Source organism: Psychrobacillus sp. FSL H8-0487 (genome assembly GCF_038008385.1).
Lineage (GTDB): Bacteria > Bacillota > Bacilli > Bacillales_A > Planococcaceae > Psychrobacillus > Psychrobacillus psychrotolerans.
In genome coordinates, this window is record NZ_JBBOZA010000001.1 from 991326 (window position 1) to 1012137 (window position 20812).

At 37.5% G+C, this 20812-nt stretch carries 16 protein-coding genes; 11 read left to right on the forward strand and 5 right to left on the reverse strand.

Going from position 1 to position 20812, the window contains the following annotated elements:
* Nucleotides 1-159: 159 nt before the first annotated feature.
* The 7 genes from addB to MHI47_RS04720 all read left to right on the forward strand — a co-directional run bounded on the left by addB (nucleotide 160) and on the right by MHI47_RS04720 (nucleotide 11884).
* Nucleotides 160-3654, forward strand: a complete 3495-nt coding sequence (addB, locus tag MHI47_RS04690) for a helicase-exonuclease AddAB subunit AddB (RefSeq protein WP_340829856.1) — start codon at nucleotides 160-162, stop codon at nucleotides 3652-3654.
* The gene (addA, locus tag MHI47_RS04695; protein ID WP_340768582.1) at nucleotides 3641-7354 is read left to right on the forward strand and encodes a helicase-exonuclease AddAB subunit AddA; all 3714 of its coding nucleotides are present in this window, start codon (nucleotides 3641-3643) and stop codon (nucleotides 7352-7354) included. Before addB ends, addA begins: the two co-directional genes overlap by 14 nt.
* Before the next feature lie 11 nt (nucleotides 7355-7365).
* Nucleotides 7366-8529: a DUF418 domain-containing protein gene (locus tag MHI47_RS04700; protein ID WP_340768584.1), complete on the forward strand. Its 1164-nt coding sequence runs from the start codon at nucleotides 7366-7368 to the stop codon at nucleotides 8527-8529.
* 77 nt (nucleotides 8530-8606) lie between these two features.
* A complete protein-coding gene (locus MHI47_RS04705; RefSeq protein WP_340829857.1) occupies nucleotides 8607-9503 on the forward strand; it encodes a fumarylacetoacetate hydrolase family protein in 897 nt (298 codons plus the stop codon).
* A 54-nt stretch (nucleotides 9504-9557) separates the two neighbouring features.
* Complete coding sequence (locus tag MHI47_RS04710; protein WP_093537330.1) at nucleotides 9558-9920, forward strand: YisL family protein; 363 nt, start codon at nucleotides 9558-9560, stop codon at nucleotides 9918-9920.
* An 88-nt stretch (nucleotides 9921-10008) separates the two neighbouring features.
* Nucleotides 10009-10170 (forward strand): hypothetical protein, encoded by a 162-nt coding sequence (locus MHI47_RS04715; protein WP_175496271.1) that lies wholly within the window; start codon nucleotides 10009-10011, stop codon nucleotides 10168-10170.
* A 268-nt stretch (nucleotides 10171-10438) separates the two neighbouring features.
* Nucleotides 10439-11884 (forward strand): alpha-amylase family glycosyl hydrolase, encoded by a 1446-nt coding sequence (locus tag MHI47_RS04720; protein ID WP_175496272.1) that lies wholly within the window; start codon nucleotides 10439-10441, stop codon nucleotides 11882-11884.
* Between the two features lie 60 nt (nucleotides 11885-11944).
* Here MHI47_RS04720 and MHI47_RS04725 read toward each other — a convergent pair whose 3' ends face one another.
* From MHI47_RS04725 to MHI47_RS04735, 3 genes are all read right to left on the reverse strand, one after another.
* The gene (locus MHI47_RS04725) at nucleotides 11945-12454 is read right to left on the reverse strand and encodes a DUF3231 family protein (protein ID WP_093537332.1); all 510 of its coding nucleotides are present in this window, start codon (nucleotides 12452-12454) and stop codon (nucleotides 11945-11947) included.
* A gap of 124 nt (nucleotides 12455-12578) precedes the next feature.
* Nucleotides 12579-13430, reverse strand: coding sequence for a DegV family protein (locus MHI47_RS04730; protein WP_093537333.1), 852 nt, complete (start codon nucleotides 13428-13430; stop codon nucleotides 12579-12581).
* A gap of 163 nt (nucleotides 13431-13593) precedes the next feature.
* Nucleotides 13594-14406: a Cof-type HAD-IIB family hydrolase gene (locus MHI47_RS04735; protein WP_340829858.1), complete on the reverse strand. Its 813-nt coding sequence runs from the start codon at nucleotides 14404-14406 to the stop codon at nucleotides 13594-13596.
* 131 nt (nucleotides 14407-14537) lie between these two features.
* Between MHI47_RS04735 and MHI47_RS04740 the strand changes: the two genes are divergently transcribed.
* Both MHI47_RS04740 and MHI47_RS04745 read left to right on the forward strand, forming a co-directional pair.
* Nucleotides 14538-15296 carry a prolyl oligopeptidase family serine peptidase gene (locus tag MHI47_RS04740; RefSeq protein ID WP_340761758.1) on the forward strand — a complete coding sequence of 253 codons (759 nt, stop codon included), beginning with the start codon at nucleotides 14538-14540 and terminating at the stop codon, nucleotides 15294-15296.
* 66 nt (nucleotides 15297-15362) lie between these two features.
* On the forward strand, nucleotides 15363-15683 hold the full coding sequence (locus MHI47_RS04745; protein WP_093537336.1) for a metal-sulfur cluster assembly factor: 321 nt from the start codon (nucleotides 15363-15365) through the stop codon (nucleotides 15681-15683).
* A 146-nt stretch (nucleotides 15684-15829) separates the two neighbouring features.
* On the opposite strand, the gene MHI47_RS04750 is transcribed toward MHI47_RS04745, so the two are convergent.
* A complete protein-coding gene (locus MHI47_RS04750; RefSeq protein ID WP_340768591.1) occupies nucleotides 15830-16525 on the reverse strand; it encodes a Crp/Fnr family transcriptional regulator in 696 nt (231 codons plus the stop codon).
* A gap of 184 nt (nucleotides 16526-16709) precedes the next feature.
* Here MHI47_RS04750 and MHI47_RS04755 point away from each other — a divergent pair, with 184 nt between their 5' ends.
* Nucleotides 16710-18845, forward strand: a complete 2136-nt coding sequence (locus MHI47_RS04755) for an ATP-dependent Clp protease ATP-binding subunit (protein ID WP_340829861.1) — start codon at nucleotides 16710-16712, stop codon at nucleotides 18843-18845.
* Between the two features lie 673 nt (nucleotides 18846-19518).
* On the opposite strand, the gene MHI47_RS04760 is transcribed toward MHI47_RS04755, so the two are convergent.
* Nucleotides 19519-19707, reverse strand: coding sequence for a YjzD family protein (locus tag MHI47_RS04760; RefSeq protein WP_340761764.1), 189 nt, complete (start codon nucleotides 19705-19707; stop codon nucleotides 19519-19521).
* Between the two features lie 164 nt (nucleotides 19708-19871).
* Between MHI47_RS04760 and MHI47_RS04765 the strand changes: the two genes are divergently transcribed.
* Nucleotides 19872-20807: a beta-ketoacyl-ACP synthase III gene (locus MHI47_RS04765; protein ID WP_340761765.1), complete on the forward strand. Its 936-nt coding sequence runs from the start codon at nucleotides 19872-19874 to the stop codon at nucleotides 20805-20807.
* The last annotated feature ends 5 nt before the right edge of the window (nucleotides 20808-20812 follow it).

The window sequence follows — 20812 nt, forward strand, 5'->3', positions numbered from 1 at the left end:
CAGGAAGTCGTTAAAGCTCCTTCATCCAGGATTATTTATCCGTCCTGAGAGGTAAATGAGCACCGAGAGCAAGTAACGAATAGCAGTGCAAGTAACCAGTAAAAAGGTTGAGATTTCATTATAAGATATTAACTCACTAGAAAGGAGATTGAAAACCCAATGTCGCTACGAATAGTCAGTGGCCGATCAGGCTCTGGAAAAACAACTTTTATCCACGAAGAAATAATCACAGCTCTACAAAAAGCTCCTATAGGAGACCCAATATTCTACATAGTACCTGACCAGATGTCCTTTTCCAGTGAATATGACCTTGCAGCCGAATCCGGACTACCTGGGCTAATAAGAGCACAAGTAACGACATTTAAACGACTAGCATGGCGCGTTCTCCAAGAAACAGGAGGAATAGCTAAAGAAGAAATAAGTGGCTTCGGTTACCGAATGCTCATTCGTAGCCTACTTGAAAACCACAAAGACGAATTTACACTATTTAAACGAGCAGCAACCAAAAGAGGATTCACCGATCAAATTGAAGTGCTACTAAAAGAGTTTAGTAGATACTGTATGGATTATTCCACAATGGCAAATGCCCTAAACAATTTAGAAAATGTAAATGCACCCAAAACACTTATTGATAAATCCTCTGATATCATGCTGATGCTTGAAAAGGTTGAGCAAAAATTAGGCGTTAGCTACATTGACGGAGAAGGATACTTAACCTTATTAGCAAATAAAATAAAAGACTCTAGCCTCCTTGCAAATACAGATTTATATATAGATGGGTTTACTTCATTTACGCCGAGAGAATTAGAGATTATCGAGCAATTAATGAAACAAGTAAAACGTATTACCGTTGCCCTTCCTATGGAATCATTACAGGATGCAGTAGATGAACAATCTCTTTTTTATCAGCCTGCCAATACATGTGCAAGATTATTAGAAATAGCGCAGATGGAAAAGGTAGAAATTGAAGAGACTGTACATCAATCTGAACAGAAACGATTTAGGTCACCAGAAATTGCTCATATAGAGGCAAATCTTGATCAGCTTCCTCCTTTGCAAGCAAAATCAGAAGGAAATATTCACATAACGGAAGCAGCCAATCGTCGTGCGGAGATGCATGCTATAGCAAGACACATACGTGAGCTCATGCAACAAAAAAGTATTCGGTTTAACGAAATGGCTATTTTGCATAGAGATGCTGATACATACGAAGGTTTAATCGAGACTATTTTTCCACAGTATGATATACCGTTTTTCATTAGTAAGAAGAAACCAATGTTACATCACCCGCTCATTGAACTTAGTCGAACTATTCTTGAGATAATCCGAACAGACTGGAAGTATGAACCAGTTTTTCGTGCAGTGAAGACGGATTTGTTTTTCCCATTAGATGCTTCTAAAAAAACTTGGAGAGAGCGTGCTGATCGTTTAGAAAATTTTGTGTTGGCATTCGGAATTTATGGAGATAGATGGCTTGATGAGAGACGTTGGGTTTATAAAAAATATCGAGGCTTAGAGTTTTATTCCAAAGTACAAACAGATGAAGAGAAGAGTATTCAAGCAGTTATTCATACAATGAGAGATTTAATCGTCAAACCAATAAAACTTCTTTCCGATCAGCTGAAACAATGTAGAACTGGTAAGGATTTTGCAATAGCTATTTATACATTTATAGAGGCACTTAACGTATATGAAAAGTTACAAAGCTTAAAGCAAGCGGAAGAAGAAAATGGCCAATTGCTTCTAGCTTCCGAACATGAACAAGTGTGGAACGAATGGGTAAATGTAATAGACCAATTTGTCTTGATGTTTGGTGAAAAGGAAATGTCCTTGGAGGAAGTAGCGAAAATTTTAGACGAGGGTTACGACCAACTTACTTTTTCGGGCATTCCGCCGACGATTGATCAAGTAATAGTTGGAAATGTAGATATTATTCGGCTCACAAATATTAAAGCAGCATTTGTAGTAGGTGTTAACGATGGAGCATATCCAAAACGGATGGACCATGAAGGGTTATTAACAGATACTGAGCGTGAATGGTTCACGCAAATTGGCTTTGAACTAGCACCTACATCGAAAATGCGTTTAATGGATGAAAACTATTTAATATATAAAGCACTCGTAACCGCATCTCATTTCCTATACGTATCGTATCCGATGGCAGATAACGAAGGAAAAGCACTGTTGCCTTCCTTGTATATAAAAAAACTTCATCAGATGGTAAGCGACTTACCGGTCGAAATAGCTGTTGTGGATCCAAGTGATATGCTCTCGGACGAATTAGACTTAACTTCCATTAGTCATCCACGCCCTACATTACCTTATGTGGTTATGCAACTTCGAGGAGCACTAGCAACAGGTAAGTTAACTGAAGTGTGGCAGTCCGTTTATCAATATTATTTAGAGGATCCATATTGGTCCAAATTATTGAAGAGAATTACAAAGCCATTAATCCATGGCAATAAAACCGAAAGATTAAATGAAGAAATGACTGCTGCTTTATACGGAGAAACAATGATTTCTAGTGTGTCTCGGGTAGAGAAATACTATAGTTGTCCGTTTGCGCATTATGCATCCTATGGCCTAAAGTTAGAAGAACGTGCGGAGTATAGATTAGAAGCACCACAAATGGGAGACTTATTCCATGCGGCGTTAAAATGGATTGCGGATGAAACGAAGCGTATAGATATACAATGGTCTGATTTAACCCGCCCGCAATGCCACCAGCTTGCTAGACAAGCGGTCGATTATATTGTGCCTGTTTTTGTCCACCAATTGTTATTAAGTACAAACCGCTATCGATACATTCAACGAAAATTGGAACAAATCGTTGCTAATACGTTAATCGCTTTAAGTAGACATTCTAAAGGCTCGGGCTTTGTCCCGATAGCTATAGAAGCAGGGTTTGGTCCTGGAGAGGTATTGCCAGCTTTAGAAATTCCACTGAAGCGGAACCGGAAAATGCAATTACGCGGTCGAATTGACCGTGTTGATGCAGCTAATATTAACGGCAATATGTTTGTTCGAATTGTCGATTATAAATCTTCTAAAAAAGGGATTGATTTGAATGAGGTATACCATGGTATTTCTCTTCAAATGTTAACTTATTTAGATGTCGCTGTTGAAAATGCTGATGTGTGGCTACATGAAGATGCTGATCCAGCAGGAGTTTTATATGTGCATATGCATAATCCATTTATCCAATCACAAAAAGAAATGCAAGAGGAAGAACTTGAGGATGCTATTTATAAATCATATAAAATGAATGGCCTACTACTTGATGATCCAGAAGTAATTATGGAAATGGACGATCAGATCTCAGGATTTTCAAAGGTTATTCCCGTACGCATGAACAAAGACGGTAACTTATCGAGATCATCGTCCAAAGTAGTAGAACCGGAGCAAATGAGATTACTGCAGTCCTTTGTTCGTAAAAAGCATGAACAAGCAGGAAACGGGATGAATGCTGGCGATACTCGAGTATTACCCTATCGAATAAAAGATAAAATGCCATGTAATTATTGCTCGTTCCGTAGTGTTTGCCAATTTGATCCCGCGGATCCCGCACAACAAGTACGTGCATTGAAAGTGGAGCAGCCTGAAATAATAGCTGAAAAAATACGTGAGGAGATGAGTCCACATGAACATTCCTAATATGCCAGCAGAGTTAACATGGACACCTGCACAATGGAAGGCTATCTGGGCAACAGGTGCTGATGTACTTGTATCCGCTGCTGCAGGCTCGGGAAAAACCGCTGTTCTCATCGACCGACTCATACAAAAAGTCATTGCAAAAGAACAGCCGATCAATGTCGATGAGTTACTGGTTGTTACTTTTACTAATGCTTCGGCAGCAGAAATGCGTCATCGTATGGGAGAGGCCCTTGAAAAGGCTATTGCAAATGATCCAACATCGAATCACTTACGAAAGCAACTAAGTCTATTAAACAAAGCACAAATTTCTACATTGCATTCATTTTGTTTAAATATTGTTCGACAATACGCTTATATGCTTACGATAGACCCAGGATTCCGTATTGCAAATGAAACAGAAGCTGCAATTATGCGTGACGATATGTTAGCAGAAGTGCTAGAAGAAGCTTATCATGTCGACAATCCAGAGCCTATGTATCGATTATCGGACAGTTTCACATCCGATCGTGATGATCAATCCATCGAAGTGATGATTGAAAAGCTCTATTCTTATTCACGCGTTCATCCGGAGCCAGAGAAATGGTTACTGGCAATACCCGAAGCATATAATCTTTCGGAAGACATGACTATAGATGAGTTATCCTTTATCGGTTCATTGAAACTTGCGATCATACATCATTTAGAAGAGGCAATCGCCGTAACTGAAGAGATTCGTCGACTTGCAAACGAACCAAATGGGCCAGCACCTCTTGCAGATACTGCGGTAATCGACCAGCAAATGATTCAAGAGGCAGTAGACTTGATGAAAAATAGCTCTTGGCAAAGTGTTTTTCATTATTTCCAGGGCATTAAATGGGGAAGAGCGGCAGCGATAAAAAAAGACTCTTGCGATGAAGGGTTGAAAAACCAAGCGACTAACAAACGTACGAAAGTGAAGAAAATCATCAATGACTTAAAGGATAATTATTTCACTCGAACACCTGAAAGATTGTTAGAGGAAATGCGTTTAATGGCCCCACAGCTGCAAAAACTAGTGGAATTGACTATAGCATATGGGGAACGTTATACCACAGCTAAAAATGAAAAAGGTCTAGTCGACTTTTCAGACTTGGAACATTACGCATTAGATATTCTATCGGAGCAGGGGGAAAATGGTGAACTCATTCCTTCCGAAATAGCGAAGGAATATAAAGCTCGTTTTAAAGAAGTGCTTGTGGATGAATATCAGGATACAAATTTACTACAAGAAACCATTTTACAATTTGTTAAAAGTGGAGATGAAAATACTGGTAATATGTTCATGGTAGGGGATGTAAAGCAATCCATTTATCGTTTCCGTTTAGCGGAGCCAATGCTATTTTTAGGGAAATATCTCGCATTTAACGATCTTCCAATCGATTCAGGTATCAAAATCGATTTAAATGCCAATTTCCGCAGTAGAAAAGAAGTATTGCATGCAACGAACTATATTTTCAGTCAAATTATGGGTGAACAAGTTGGGGAAATTCAATACGATGAAGCAGCTTCGTTAAAACCTGGAGCACCGTATGAAGAAATCGAAACTCCTGTTGAACTGGCACTGTTATATGAAGTGGAGGACGGTAGTGCAGAACCAACTGAAGATGACGAAGAAACAATCGAAGTAATGGCAGAAGAAGAACTTAAAAAGTCACAAGCTGAAGCACGATATATTATTTCAAAAATAGACGAACTGATTCAATCCGAAGCAACTGTCTACGATCCATGGACAAAAACTCATCGACCCGTCCGGTATAGCGATATGGTCATATTAATGCGGTCGATGACATGGTCAGGAGAGGTTACAGAGCAATTTAAAGAAGCGGGTATTCCACTATATGCAGAGCTTTCGAAAGGATATTTTGAAGCAATTGAAGTGCTGATCATGCTACATACGTTGCGTACAATAGATAATCCATATCAAGATATATCACTTGCATCTGTTCTTAGGTCGCCGTTTGTTGGTCTAACAGAATCTGAGCTTGCACTTATCCGATTATCTGCTCCAAAAGAGCCTTTCTACGATGCGATGAAAACCTTTGTGTCTACCGGAGGAGCTGGACTATCATCTGATACTGCTGAGAAGCTGCAAAGATTTTTACTTCAATATGAAGATTGGCGCGATTTAAGTAGGAGAGGCTCACTTGCCGATTTAATATGGCAGATTTACCTAGATACGCATTACTACGAAATAGTAGGTGCGATGCCAAATGGTAAGCAAAGACAAGCAAACCTTCGTATTCTACACGACCGTGCAATCGATTATGAGAAAACTTCTTTTCGTGGGCTGTTCCGCTTTTTACGTTTCATCGATCGTATGCGTAAACGAGGGGATGACTTAGGGGCTGCACGTTCTATAGGAGAAAAGGAAAATGTTGTTCGTTTAATGACTATTCATTCTTCTAAAGGATTGGAATTTCCAGTTGTGTTCTTAGCGGGAATGGGTAGACCCTTTAACCAAATGGATTTTAATGAAGCTTATTTATTTGACCAATCTTTTGGACTTGCAGTAAAAGCAATTGATCCTGACAAGCGAATTTCTTACACTTCATTGCCATTTTTGTCTATGAAGGAACAAAAGCAAATGGAATTGAAAGCAGAGGAAATGCGAGTTTTATATGTAGCAATGACACGTGCGAAAGAACAATTATTCCTCATTGGGTCTATAAAAGATTTAGCAAAAACGTTAGAAAAATGGGTTGATGCCCAAAATGTTTTGAGTGAAGAAATGTTACCGGGTTATATGCGTGCGAAAGCGAAAGGGTATTTAGACTGGATTGGTCCAGCTTTAGCAAGACATACAAATTTCAGGCAGCTATCGGAAGTAAATGAAGCAAATCTCGTAGATAGCGAATCAAAATGGAAGATTGTTGCTAAATGTGTAGATGATTTAAAGCGCACTGTACAAGAGGAAGAAAAAGAGGCTGTTTTACTTGAGCAGCTAATAGATCCATCAAAAAGTGTTTATTCGCAGGATATTAAGGACCGTTTCGATACACCATATGTCCATGAAATTTCTACTCATAAACGTTCAAAGCAAACAGTTAGTGAGATGAAGAAAATTCAGCAGCTAATGGAACAATCGGACGATGACTATTTTAAAATGTCTGGTCCAACTAATCTAAAAAAAGTTGCAAAGCGTCCTTTCTTCCTGCAGCAGGAAACAGCTTTGACAGGTGCAGAAGCAGGTACTGCGGTCCATGCATTTATGCAAAATGTCGATCTTCAGGAACAAAAAAATGAAGAGCAGGTTCTCCTATTTGCAGAAAGGCTGGAAGAACGTGAAATTTTAACTAAAGCTGAACGAGCTGCTATAAAACCTAAGCAAATGGTTTCCTTCTTCCAGTCAGAAATGGCAGAACGTCTACGAAATGCGAAAGAAATTATGCGAGAATTTCCTTTTACGTATGCATTAGAGGACGCAGATGGAGATAAACAGATTATCCAAGGGGTCGTAGATTGCTTGTTTTTGGAAGAGGATGGTCGTTGGGTTTTATTGGACTATAAAACAGATAAAGTAAAGCATTTAGTTAAGGACGACTCCATATTACAAAAAGAGATGCAACAACGTTATCAGCTGCAATTGTCTCTTTATACACAGGCAATTGAGGCGATATTACAAGTAGAGATAAAAGAAAAAGTACTATACTTATTTGACGTAAATAGAACAGTGTCATTTTAGGGGGAAAAAGCTTGGCTATTAAACCAACAGGAGTCAATGAACGAATTATTTCGATAGATGTCATGAGAGGTTTTGCTCTACTCGGCATATTTGTCGTTAATATGCTATTTTTCCACTCTCCATATATTTATATAAATCCGTATACTTGGTTTCAAAATCCAAGTGATTTTGAAACGTTTAAAATGATTGACATTTTTGTACAAGGAAGTGTATATCCACTGTTTTCCATGTTATTTGGTTACGGTTTGGCTATGCAATTTCTGAAGTCTACGGCTAACGGCGGTCCATTTGCCAAATTTGCCGTTCGACGATTGACTATATTGTTAATAATCGGATGTATTCATGCGTTTCTTATTTGGGCCGGTGATATTTTGATAACTTATGCCCTAGCAGGATTTGTATTAATACTGATGATTAGATTAAAGCCAATTTGGTTACTACTCATTAGTATCTTCTTATTCTTAATACCAAATGGATTACTTTACGGTTTAGTATATTTAGGATCTTTATTAGAGCCAAATGCCACGATTATTTATACTGGCATTCAGGAAATTGAAGCTTCTATTGTTGCATATGGCCAAGGATCATGGGGCGATATTTTCTCTCAACGATTAGCAGACTGGTTATATATGAGTGGAAATGGACTCATCGTCATTTCGATGCTATTTACTATCGTCCCCTTCCTACTACTAGGTGCAGCAGCAGCAAAATGGAAGCTTATCGAAAGAGTAAGAGAATTAAAAGTATATTGGATGATTACAGTGTTAGTAATGTTAATAGTCGGTACAGTTATTAAATGGCTTCCATATTTACTAGAAGCAAACTTATTTACTATGGGTATCCAAGATACTTTTGGAGGACCACTTCAAGCAATAGCCTACGCAGGTATAATTGCATTAGTTTGCTCGATTCCTTTCGCAGCAAAAATACTTTCACCAATTTCGAAGGTTGGTAGAATGTCGATGACGACCTATTTAATGCAATCTATTATTGCGACTACTATTTTTTATGCTTATGGATTCGGATTATACGGGAAAATCGATTTAAGCACAGGAACGTGGATGGCTATAGGGATTTATGCTTTTCAAGTAGTCTTTGCAGAGATTTGGTTTACGAAATTTAAGCAAGGTCCGGTAGAAATGTTATGGAGAAAACTGACTTATTCGAATAATTAGTCGAAAATAGATGAAAATGAAGTTAATTTGTAATAGACTAAGAGATAGATTAAAACTTTTAAGGGAGTGTCCATCAAATGAAACTGTTATCATACCGTTTAAACGACAAAATTTACTTCGGACCAAAAGTAAAAAAAGAAGAGGCAGTATGGGATGTATTACACATTCAGGAGACGCTCCAAGTATTACCCAAATTTCCCACTACTATTATAGATGGAGTAGGTTTAGGGATGGATTTTCTCGAACAAATCCGTAAATTAGTAGAAGCGGCATCAAAGGCTGAACAGCCAAATAACTTCAAACGTTCCTTTACAGAAATAGAGTGGCTTTCACCAATTCCAAGAACACCAAAAAATATTATGGCAATTGGTAAAAACTATGCAGATCATGCAAAAGAAATGGGTGGAACGGCAAGTCAATTTGTTGTATTTACGAAATCTCCCACTTCCATTGCAGCAGATGAGCAAACTCTATCATTACACGCAGATATTACAAATTCCTTCGACTACGAAGGCGAGCTAGCTATTGTAATCGGTAAACAAGGAAAAAATATTCCAGAAAAATTAGCTTATGATTATATATTCGGTTACACAATTGCCAATGACTTAACTGCGCGTGATCTACAAACGAAGCATCAGCAATATTTCTTAGGGAAAAGTCTTGAAGGGTCATGTCCTATGGGGCCTTATGTAGTAACGAAGGATGAGTTACCAAATCCACAGGAGCTAGTTGTTGTGACTAAGGTAAATGATGAGATTCGTCAAAATGGTAAAACTTCCGATATGGTGTTTACAGTGGAACAAATTATTGCCGAGATTTCTAAGTCTGTTACCCTCGAGCCAGGTGATGTTATATTAACTGGAACACCGGCTGGGGTCGGCAAGGGATTTAATCCACCACGTTACTTAAAATCAGGAGATGTGGTAAAAATATCTATTGAAGGAATAGGTACATTAGTGAACAAATTCGAGTAACATGGTACACTAAATAGGATAGTAGTAAACTACAAGTATATTGAGGTGGAAAAAATGGATTTTCTAGCAAGAACAGATTTACACATTACCACTTGGGTAGTCGCACTAATCCTATTTTTTGTAGCATTAGCGATTGCTAAACCTAAAGTAGTTCATATGATTTTACGTTTGTTCTACATCCTAATCATCATTTCTGGGGTTGCTTTGTTCATCAAGGGCATGGACTTTGGTGAAGGAATGCTTTACGGATTTAAGTTCCTAGCAGGCATATTAGTAATTGGAATGATGGAAATGACTTTAGTGAAAAAGGCAAAAGGGAAACCGTACACAACTTTCTTAGTGTTAGTATTTGTTTTCTTCTTGATCGCACTTTTCCTTGGGTTCAAATTACCAATGGGTATCAACTTTTTAGCATAGGTTTTGGGAAGCTTTCACTTAGTGAAAGCTTCTTTTCATTTTATTGATATTGTGCTATTTTGAGAGAATAAGAGAGGGGGAGCTTTAGGTGGGAATAACATTGCTAATATTAGTCATTGTTCTAATGCTTGTTTTTGTAGGTGCGTCAGTTGTCATTGCAAATCTACAAAAAAACAATACTGATTCTCCTGGTGAACTCCAATCACATATCCTTCAAGAATTTCATAAAATCGAGAAACCACCAGAGTGATTGGTGGTTTTGTTTTTTATAAAAGTGTACTGCGGACAAGGGAATTGGAAAAAGGAACAGATGGTGTTTTCAGCCTATCAACATCTCAAAAAGTCACTCGGTAGTCGTAATGTAAAACATTGTTATAAAGCACTAGAAATACTTTTAGTATAGCTGTCACAGTTTGGACGAAATATAATAGATATTTAATGCTTTAATGGCGAAACAATAGCGATTAAAACAGAGCTTTGTTAAAATGAAATGTATATGCGTCAAAGGAGGATTTACCTTGAAGTTTACAAAATGGATTATAACTGGATTGCTGATGAGTAGTCTTTGCCTTACAACAACTCAGGTGAGCAATGCAGAAACGAATAACTCTATACATAACGAAAGTATTTATGATCTATATGTAGATCGTTACTTCAATAAATTAGGAACGAATGATTATGAGGTCAATCCCAAAGATCCCAATGCATTCGCAGGTGGGGACTTTCTAGGTGTTTTAGAAAAGATGACACATATTAAAGATATGGGTTTCACTACAATCTCTATTGGTCCTGTTTTTTCTACTGAATCTTATGATGGAAAGCGAATCTTGGATTTTGAAGAACTAGAGAGACACTTTGGGACAACGGAAGAATTTAACGAGTTATTAGATGAATCACACAAAAAAGATATGAAGATTATGGTTGAATTTCCTCTAAATAACTTTAGTGACCAACATATTTGGTCAACCGACAACAAAAAGAGTGATTGGGTACTATCAACAGAAAATGGTCAGATGCAATTGGATTTGACTAATAATGATGTACAACAGGCTCTTATTGATACCATCGTAAAATTTGCAGAAACCTACAAAATTGATGGAGTTAAATTGTCAGAGTTGGAGGGAGCGCCAACTGCATTTATTAATGATTTAATCGCTGCAGTAAAAGAAGTTCGTGATCCTATGTATGTCATCGCACTCGAAGAGTCAGAAGCGAATTTTGACTTGGACTATTCAGAACAGCAAATGATAGATTTCCGGGATACTTTCAAAAATACAGATTTACCTTCAGAGTCTATTTCTTCTACAAATGAAGATAGCCTTGTAATGGTGGATAATTTGTTAACAGAGAGAATTACGTATCATAGTGCAGTGGAAAATATGTTTCCGCCTACTCGCATTAAGATGGCAATCGGTACAATTCTTACATTACCGGGAGTACCGTATATGACATATGGTACGGAAATAGCGATGAATGGTCAAAAACCACAAGATAGCCACCAAATCATGAATTTCCGGGTAGATGAAGAGTTAATTGAATACTTAAAGGATATGGCCTCCATTCGCACAAAGTCTGAAGCAATGCGAACTGGTAAAATGGAATTATTAGAAAACAAAGATGGTTATGCAGTATACAAACGTTCTTCGGATGAAGAAACATTTTATGTGGTAGTGAATAATACAAGTGAGACCAAAAGAATAGATCTTTCTAGTGATGAAATCGGTGAAGATAAAGAACTGCTTGGTTTATTTGAATCGGATATAGTCCGTGCTACCGATGATGGTTCTTACCGTTTAGTATTAGATAGAGAGATTGTCGAAGTATATCAAGTTAAAGATGATACAGGACTAAATAGTGCTTATATCGCTGCAATGGTCATTGCTTATCTACTGTTTATGTTATTTTTGATCATTGTTTGGCGTAAAGGGAAACAACGCCGAGTAGATGAAGAAAAAAGTAAATAACTAAAAAAACTGTCCACCTGTATTTACGGGTGAACAGTTTTTTTGTGGGACTGCGAAAAACTATTTTTTACTAGGGAAATTATGAAGAGGTGGAGATACCAACCACCCTTTACTTTTGTTTAAGCGTAGAATTTTTGCACCAATTTGAGTTTTAGCTATATGAAATTGTCCGTAAAGCATAGCAATATCTTCGCGGATACTTTCACCCATTACTTTGCTACATGCTACTAGTCCAGCAGCTGAATCCATGGCTAATGCCGCTCCAATTTCAGGGTCATTAAATCGTGCACCAACCGGAATATCTTCAAGTCGAGCATCTGCGCGAGCAGGGGGTGCAGGTGGTAAACCAACGGAATTTACTTTTAATATCTTCTCAATTTGTTTATTTTCTTCTTCCATAGCTTTATAGCACTCTTCTATCAACTGTTTTAGTTCATCATCACCTGCATGATTATAAAAAGTTTGATATGCGGCGATTAACCCGTTATTAATTACTAAGTTTGACCACAGAGCATATACTTCACCGTAATGTAAAGGTTCTTCTTTTGGATTACCACTCAAAATTCCCATTGTCTCACTCCTAGTTTATATTTTCACAGAATTTCTCCATGTAAATGGTAGTATGTGAAGTAAATGAGAAAGTATTCTCCAAAAAAAATAAGATCTACATAAACTATAGATCTTACTTTAACTTTTATGGTCGTTTATTTAAGAAAAACAGTCCCATTGTTCCTGGACCAACGTGCGCACCAATAGTTGAACCGATGGAATATATTTCAATATTCTTCGGATTGAATCTTTCTACAATCATTTGCTTTAAATCTAGTACTGTCGCTTCATCATCACTATGACAAAGAGCGATTGTCTGTTCACTTATAGTATCTCCTCGTTCATCCATCATATCAAGCATACGCTTCAACACTTTTTTACGTCCACGGATTTTCTCTAAAGGCACGAGCTTGCCTTCTTCTACGTGGAGCAGTGGTTTAATATTAAGTAACCCTCCAACAAATGCGCTCGCTTTAGAAACTCTCCCACCACGTGCTAAATAATCTAAATCCTCCACGGTAAATAAATGTTCCATATGCTCGGCATGAAAATGTGCTTTTTCAATAATTTGAGCCGCATCCATTCCTTCATCACGCAGTCTAACTACTTCTTTAACGACCAAACCATATCCTAGTGATGCACATTGAGTATCGATAATCGTCAGTTTTAAATCTGGATACGTTTCTAATAATTGTTCCCGCATCATCATAGCTGTGCTATAGGTTCCGGAAAGAGCCGATGAAAATGCAATATATAATCCTTCTTCTCCTGACTTTGCAAGATCTTCAAATAAGCGTAAAAATAATTCAGGTGAAACTTGTGAAGTTTTTGGATGCTTCCCTGCACGTATTGCAGCATAAACTTCCGAAGAATCAATACTAATAATATCCTCGTATTCATCTTCCTCAATATGAACTCTAAGTGGTGCTAAAAGAACGTTATTTTCTTCAAAAAAACTCTTAGGTAAATCTGAAGCACTATCAGCAAATATTCTCATTTCCCATCCTCCTGTAACTCTATTTATTTGTATTAATTTCATAATTACTTGTTTCAAATTTAATATAACTTTTGCGTGGCATCATATTTTTAATCATTTTAGAAATTGTTGATTTTGGTTGTTGGAGGGTAACGTGTCCGCCTGGAGTGAAAAACAGCAGAATCTATTTAGTTAAGTTTAATCTTTCTATTAGGAATTCTGCAATACCATCTTCATTATTCGTTAAAGTTACTTCATTGGCGATGGATTGAAGAGGACTAATTGCATTACCCATAGCTACTCCAACACCAGCATATTCTATCATTTCTAAATCATTATCTTCATCACCAAACGCAATAATACGTTCCTTTGGTATGTTTAAGAACTTGGATACTTGGGAGAGTCCAACCGCCTTATTTAAACCATGGCGTACAATTTCAATAACATCCCAAGGTGCACCCCAACGACGATGATCGATTACTTCCGCGTGAACATCTCTTAAATGCTGGCGTACTAAATCGACCGAGTCTTCTTCTGCGTGGATAAGTAAACTAGTTGGGTCTGTTTTCAAAAGGCTGCGTAAATCTCCGGTAGTTACCTGTGGATTCCCTAATGAAAATGCTGAGAGTATTTTTTCATCGTGATAATGTAAATATACATCATCTAATACCTCCGCGAGCATATTTTTGATGGAATAACCTTCTACCGCTTCAACTACTTGTTTGACAACCTTTAAATCTATCGGTGTATGTACAGTTTTCCATGAGGATCTTCCAGGATGATGAACAAATGCTCCGTTAAAGTTAACAATTGGTGTACTCAAACCGAGCTCTTTATAATACATTTCACTGGATCTATAAGGTCTACCAGTGGCAATCATTACTTCATGTCCCTCATTTTTTGCCTGCTGAAGTATATTTTTAGTTTTTGTTGAAATTACTTTTTCATCGGTCAATAAAGTACCATCTAAATCTAACACGATTAAATTTGGTTTCATAAAAAAAACTCCCTTCTATCTTACTTTAAAGTGTATCGTTTTCAATGAATAACGTCAAAATGTAAAATCAGCCTCTTTGAACTCTTAAGATTACTTTGGTAGAATAATGATAGAAGAAAGGCGGGATAGCAATGATAGTTACTACCGAGGCATGGGGAAACATTCCGTTATTACATATTTTTAAAGAAGAAACAAAAAAGGATGCTCCAATTGTCATCTTTTTACACGGATTTGAAAGTGGAAAAGAGCATAACCTACATTACGCTTACCAACTTGTACAACAAGGCTGTCGCGTCATTTTACCAGATGCACATCTACATGGAGAACGAGATGAAAAATTAGATGAAGTAGAAATAAGTCTTCGTTTTTGGGAAATTGTTTTAACTTCTATCGAAGAAGTTGGGCATATTAAGCTTGAGTTAGAAAAACGTGGCTATTTCACAGGTCAAAAAATTGGTATAGGTGGAACGTCAATGGGTGGTATTACTACTCTAGGCTGTTTAACAGTCTATCCATGGATTGACGCTGCTGCTATTATGATGGGTACGCCTGGTTATGTAGAACTTGCGAAAGGACAAATTGCTTCCGTTGAACAAAAAGGATTCAAAGTACCATTGAATGCGGTTGAACGAAAAAATATGTTCGACACATTAGCTACTTTTGACGCATCAAACTATCCTGATAATCTTATTGAAACGCCATTATTCTTCTGGCATGGAGAAAAGGATCCTGTAGTACCATATGAACCAACTGCCCAATTTATCGCTTCGCTTAGAAAGCGATATGATAAAAAGAACATAGTCTTGATGAACGAGAAGTCAGCTGGACATGCAGTATCACGAAAAGGATTGCTAGCTTCTATGCAGTGGCTTGCGGATAGTTTGGCATAAACTGTTGAGTTTGATATGATTGATATATAGCCTGTTAAGCGGGATAAAATAGAGGAGGTTTTCAATATGAGTCAAGATGAAGAACAAGACATGAAGGATAGTATGATGGCCGCTCTGGAAAATGTTATCGACCCTGAACTAGGCATAGATATTGTCAATTTAGGTTTAGTATATGATGTGCAATTAGCAGATGAAGATATTGCAAAAGTTACCATGACATTAACATCAATCGGTTGTCCAATGGGTCCACAGATTGTAGATCAAGTAAAAACAGCACTTAGTGAACTACCTGAAGTAAAAGGAACAGATGTGAATGTTGTCTTCAATCCACCATGGTCAAAAGACAATATGTCCCGCTACGCTAAAATAGCACTAGGAATTAGATAATAAAATACATCGAGTAAAAAGTCGAATCCTAGTAGATTCGACTTTTTATTATGAAGCTCCACAATAGTGCCCTGAGTTAAACACGATTCCTTCTAAGTTTCACCTTCCAAAATCCAAACAAAAAAGCCGCTGAATTAGCTCAGCAGCTAGTCAATTCGACAAATATGCAATGGACAGTTATCACACTCAACTTCTGTGCGTAAAAAAGGTAGATTATGAATTGTAATCATACCATTATCTAACGATAGAACCCTTTTTTTCTTTAAGTCATTTAAAATCCGATTTACAACTTCTCTGCTAGTAGCACAAAAGTTGGCCAACTCTTGATTGGTCAATGCGCGATCTATTAGTATACCACCATCCTCTTGTTTTACCCCATATGTATTTGTTAATCGTATTAATGTGGACAATAACGCACCTTTTTTCCCATGGAGCAATAAATCTCTTAAGCGAGTTTCGTTTTTTAAATTATGCACTTGTAGGATTTGAAGCCATTCTTTCATAAGAGTAGAATCATCCGATAAGTATTTTTCCAATGTAGAACGAGATAATACTAATAAGTGGGTAGGTTCTATTGCATTTGCCGAAACGGAATGATACAAAACTTCGCAAAAAATAGAAGTTTCTCCTATAATCGTATTATTTCCAGTAATTCTCAAAGTTAATATTTTTCCGCTTTCTGTATCCTTACTTATGCGAATGGTACCTGTTTTTACAAGAAAAACATCTTCTGACCTTTCACCTTCTAAAAAAATGGATTGATCTTTATCTACTTTTAAGTTGACTCCATATTGTTCGAATAGTGCATGTATACCTTGTGAATTGGAACTTTGTTCATTCATAATTATTACTTCCTTTCCGATATTCACATTTGTTTTCATATGTGCACTTTCATATATAATAGCATATTTAGGTAATTTACTTAACCAAATATCATGCCATATTTCTTTACAAAGGTTATAGGAAAAACGTATACTTATATTAGTCAAAGAAGGTCAAACTATTTCGCGAGGAGAGGTTTGTAAAATGCAAATGAAACAGCAAGATGAAAAAAGTCCTTTAGAAACGTACGGTAGAAATCTAGTAAATGCAGTCAAAGAGGGGAAAATGGATCCTGTTATTGGGCGTGATCAGGAAATAAGGGATGTTATTCGAATCCTATCGAGAAAAACGAAAAATAATCCTGTATTAATAGGCGAACCAGGGGTAGGGAAAACGGCCATTGTAGAAGGACTAGCCCAGCGAATTGTACGTAAGGATGTACCAGAAGGCTTGAAAGAGAAACAGATTTTTGAGCTTGATATGAGTTCGTTAATCGCTGGTGCAAAATATCGCGGAGAATTTGAAGAACGCCTTCAAGCCGTTTTAAAGCAAGTGAAAGATAGCGAAGGACAAATTATTTTATTCATCGATGAAATTCATACGATAGTTGGCGCAGGGAAATCTGATGGTGCAATGGATGCCGGTAATATGTTGAAACCAATGTTAGCGCGCGGGGAATTGCATTGTATTGGAGCTACAACACTCGATGAATATCGAATGTATATTGAGAAGGACCCAGCACTTGAAAGACGCTTCCAACAAGTAATGGTCAGAGAACCTTCTATAGAAGATACAGTTTCTATTTTACGCGGACTGAAAGAACGCTATGAACTACATCACGGGGTGCGAATCCATGACCGAGCAATTGTAGCAGCGGCAGAGCTTTCAAATCGCTATATAACAGAACGGTTTTTGCCAGACAAAGCAATCGATTTAGTTGATGAGGCTTGCGCGATGATTCGGACAGAAATCGATTCAATGCCGCAGGAACTCGACGAAGTTACAAGAAAAATGATGCAGCTTCAAATTGAAGAACAAGCGTTAATGAAAGAAAAGGATGCAGCAAGTCAAAAAAGACTAGAGCAATTGCGTAAGGATTTAAAAGAATTAGAGACTTCAACAAGTGAAATGCGAACAAAATGGCAGCTAGAAAAAGAGGCTATTCAAGTAATTCAACAAAAACGAGAAGTACTGGATCTCTATCGCCGAGAATTAGAAGAGGCGGAAAATCAATACGATTTAAACTTAGCAGCAGAGCTTCGCCATGGTAAAATTCCCACACTAGAAAAAGAGCTTCAAGTGTATGAAAACCAAGTAAATGAAGATACAGAAACTCGTCTATTACGAGAAGAGGTAACAGCAGAGGAAATTGCCTCTATTGTTTCAAGATGGACTGGTATTCCTGTAACAAAGCTGGTAGAGGGAGAAAGAGAAAAGCTTTTACGCTTGAATGAAACATTAGGAGAGCGAGTAGTTGGACAAGATCAAGCTGTCCAGTTAGTGACAGAGGCGGTTTGGCGTGCAAGAGCAGGTATTAAAGATCCTCATAAACCAATTGGATCTTTCTTATTTTTAGGGCCTACGGGAGTTGGTAAAACGGAACTTGCTAAATCATTAGCGGCAAATTTATTTGACTCTGAGGAGCATTTTATACGTATTGATATGTCGGAATATATGGAAAAGCACAGTGTTTCTCGTTTGGTTGGAGCACCTCCAGGATATATCGGGTATGAAGAAGGCGGTCAATTAACAGAGGCTGTTCGTAGAAATCCGTATTCAGTCGTGTTGCTCGATGAAATAGAAAAAGCACATCCAGATGTCGCAAATATTTTATTGCAATTGATGGATGATGGACGAATAACGGATAGCCAAGGTAGAATTGTAAACTTTACAAATACAATTGTCATCTTAACTTCTAATATTGGCTCAGGGTACTTAGCAAATACAACTGGGGAAGTATCGGAACAAGATGAAAGCCTTGTGATGAGTGCATTACGTGAACATTTTAAACCAGAATTATTAAATCGTTTAGATGATATTATTATGTTCCATTCCTTAACCACGCATCATTTCATTAAGATTACAGAAAAATATGTGAAACAACTTCAAAGTCGTTTGCATGAACAAGAAATAGAGTTGCAAGTAGATGATTCAGTGATACGGTGGATTGTTGAGGAAGGTACAGATGCAGCATTTGGTGCAAGACCATTGAGACGATATATTCAACGTTACTTAGAAACGGCAGTAGCTAAATTGCTAATCGGTGGTACTGTTCTACCTGGCAGTAAGGTAGTTGCTAAAATGGAAGAGGATGAACTGAAAATCATGATGGAAAGTTAATAAAATCACAAGTATTAGGAAGAACTACAGGAAAACCAGACAAAAAGACGCGCGGTCCTCAAAAAACAGAAACGTAGATATGCCGTTGATTTCCTCTGCGATCGGGCGCTTTCCGCGGGCACGGCTTCAGCCACTTCTCTCGCTTACGCTCAGTCCAGGGTCTTCAGCTCGCGCGGTCCCGCTGGAGTCGCCGCTCTGCGCTCCAATCAACTAGACACACTTTATATAAAAGTATAATTGGATTTAAAACCACTTAAATATACTAGTTCTATCTTAAAATAAGTAATGATGAAATAGACTCAAATAAAAGAAAACCCAATCGCCTCTACATGATAAAATAGTATTCCTAACTAGGCAGACGGTTTTATCACTTTATTAACTTTGATTACTCTTATTATCTTAGGGATATACTTTGCCCTATCTCAGAGTGAAGACTACACTTTATATTGCGTGAAGTGGAAGGTGGCGACTCTTAGCGGGAGAGCTTGAGCTGAAGAACCCGCAGGAGCTTGCGGAGGAGGCTGAAGCCAAGCCCGCGGAAAGCGTCCACCTGAAATCGAAATCAGTAGCATTATTCATTCTTAAAAGTCCCGTAAAACCAGTGTTCATGTTGCATTTTTATATACTTTCTTGTCTATCACTAAAAAAAAGCCTCCCGTGTGGGAAGGCTTTTTTAGTGATGTGCTTTAGCTGTTGGTTCCTCAGGAATGATAGCTGCGATAATTAGAACCATAATTGCAACTGGAATGGACATGATAATACCATTCATGAACACAAATTCAACGTTTTGCACGGAACTTACTACATAATTTAACATTGTAACTAAAACTACTGACCAAAATACTGTCATTATATATTGCATGTAATTTCACCTCAGGCGCTAATTTTATATATATATCATAACATAGCATAGCATATTACAAAAGAATATTTGGCAAAAGGAACTCTGTTGTTGAAAAATGTACATATATTCGTTATTATTAATACCAGGTACTAATAATAGATTATAAGAAAAGAGGAACTTTCATGAATGCGGGAATAATTGGTTTAGGAACATATTCACCTGAGCATGTTTTGACAAATGAAGACCTTGAGAAAAGAATGGATACATCTGATGAATGGATAAGAACAATGACTGGTATAGAAGAACGTAGAATTGCTGGAGAAGAAGAAAATACATCTCATATGGCTGTGAAAGCTGCAAAAGAAGCTATAAAAGACGCAGGAATAACAGCTGATCAAATTGGATTGATACTTGTAGCGACGGTAACACCAGACCGTCCTTTTCCAAGTGTTTCAACAATGATACAGGAACAAATTGGCGCAACAAATGCTGCTGCAATGGACTTGTCGGCTGCTTGTGCAGGTTTTATGTATGGACTTGTTACAGCGAAGCAATTTGTGGAGTCTGATACATATTCCCACGTGCTTGTTGTGGGAGTAGAAAAACTCTCTAAAATTACTAATTGGGAAGATAGAAATACAGCAGTATTATTCGGAGATGGTGCTGGTGCTGCGGTAATTAGTAAAGTGTCAGAAGGACGAGGAATTTTATCTTTTGAACTCGGTGCTGATGGTAGTGGTGGGAAGCATTTATCACAAGAAGGTCCTCATCTTCATATGAATGGACGAGAAGTATTTAAATTTGCAGTAAGACAAATGGGCGAATCTGCGATTAATGTAATAGAAAAAGCTGGTCTAAACAAAGAAGAAGTGGATATGCTCATTCCACATCAAGCCAATATCCGTATAATGGAATCGTCCAGAGAAAGACTAGGATTACCAATTGAAAAGATGTCTAAAACAATCCATAAATACGGTAATACATCTTCGGCTTCTATACCATTGTCGTTATATGATGAAGTGATAAATGGCAAAGTAAAAGATGATGATATTATTGTGATGGTTGGCTTTGGTGGAGGATTAACTTGGGGTGCAATTGCATTAAAATGGGGAAAATAAGCGAA

What these genes read in the sequence shown, in the direction of transcription:
- addB (WP_340829856.1), top strand. Translation starts at nt 160, where the DNA reads ATGTCGCTACGAATAGTCAGTGGCCGATCAGGCTCTGGAAAAACAACT.
- addA (WP_340768582.1), top strand. Translation starts at nt 3,641, where the DNA reads ATGAACATTCCTAATATGCCAGCAGAGTTAACATGGACACCTGCACAA.
- MHI47_RS04705 (WP_340829857.1), top strand. Translation starts at nt 8,607, where the DNA reads ATGAAACTGTTATCATACCGTTTAAACGACAAAATTTACTTCGGACCA.
- MHI47_RS04710 (WP_093537330.1), top strand. Translation starts at nt 9,558, where the DNA reads ATGGATTTTCTAGCAAGAACAGATTTACACATTACCACTTGGGTAGTC.
- MHI47_RS04725 (WP_093537332.1), bottom strand. Translation starts at nt 12,454, where the DNA reads ATGGGAATTTTGAGTGGTAATCCAAAAGAAGAACCTTTACATTACGGT.
- MHI47_RS04730 (WP_093537333.1), bottom strand. Translation starts at nt 13,430, where the DNA reads ATGAGAATATTTGCTGATAGTGCTTCAGATTTACCTAAGAGTTTTTTT.
- MHI47_RS04735 (WP_340829858.1), bottom strand. Translation starts at nt 14,406, where the DNA reads ATGAAACCAAATTTAATCGTGTTAGATTTAGATGGTACTTTATTGACC.
- MHI47_RS04740 (WP_340761758.1), top strand. Translation starts at nt 14,538, where the DNA reads ATGATAGTTACTACCGAGGCATGGGGAAACATTCCGTTATTACATATT.
- MHI47_RS04745 (WP_093537336.1), top strand. Translation starts at nt 15,363, where the DNA reads ATGAGTCAAGATGAAGAACAAGACATGAAGGATAGTATGATGGCCGCT.
- MHI47_RS04750 (WP_340768591.1), bottom strand. Translation starts at nt 16,525, where the DNA reads ATGAATGAACAAAGTTCCAATTCACAAGGTATACATGCACTATTCGAA.
- MHI47_RS04755 (WP_340829861.1), top strand. Translation starts at nt 16,710, where the DNA reads ATGCAAATGAAACAGCAAGATGAAAAAAGTCCTTTAGAAACGTACGGT.
- MHI47_RS04760 (WP_340761764.1), bottom strand. Translation starts at nt 19,707, where the DNA reads ATGCAATATATAATGACAGTATTTTGGTCAGTAGTTTTAGTTACAATG.
- MHI47_RS04765 (WP_340761765.1), top strand. Translation starts at nt 19,872, where the DNA reads ATGAATGCGGGAATAATTGGTTTAGGAACATATTCACCTGAGCATGTT.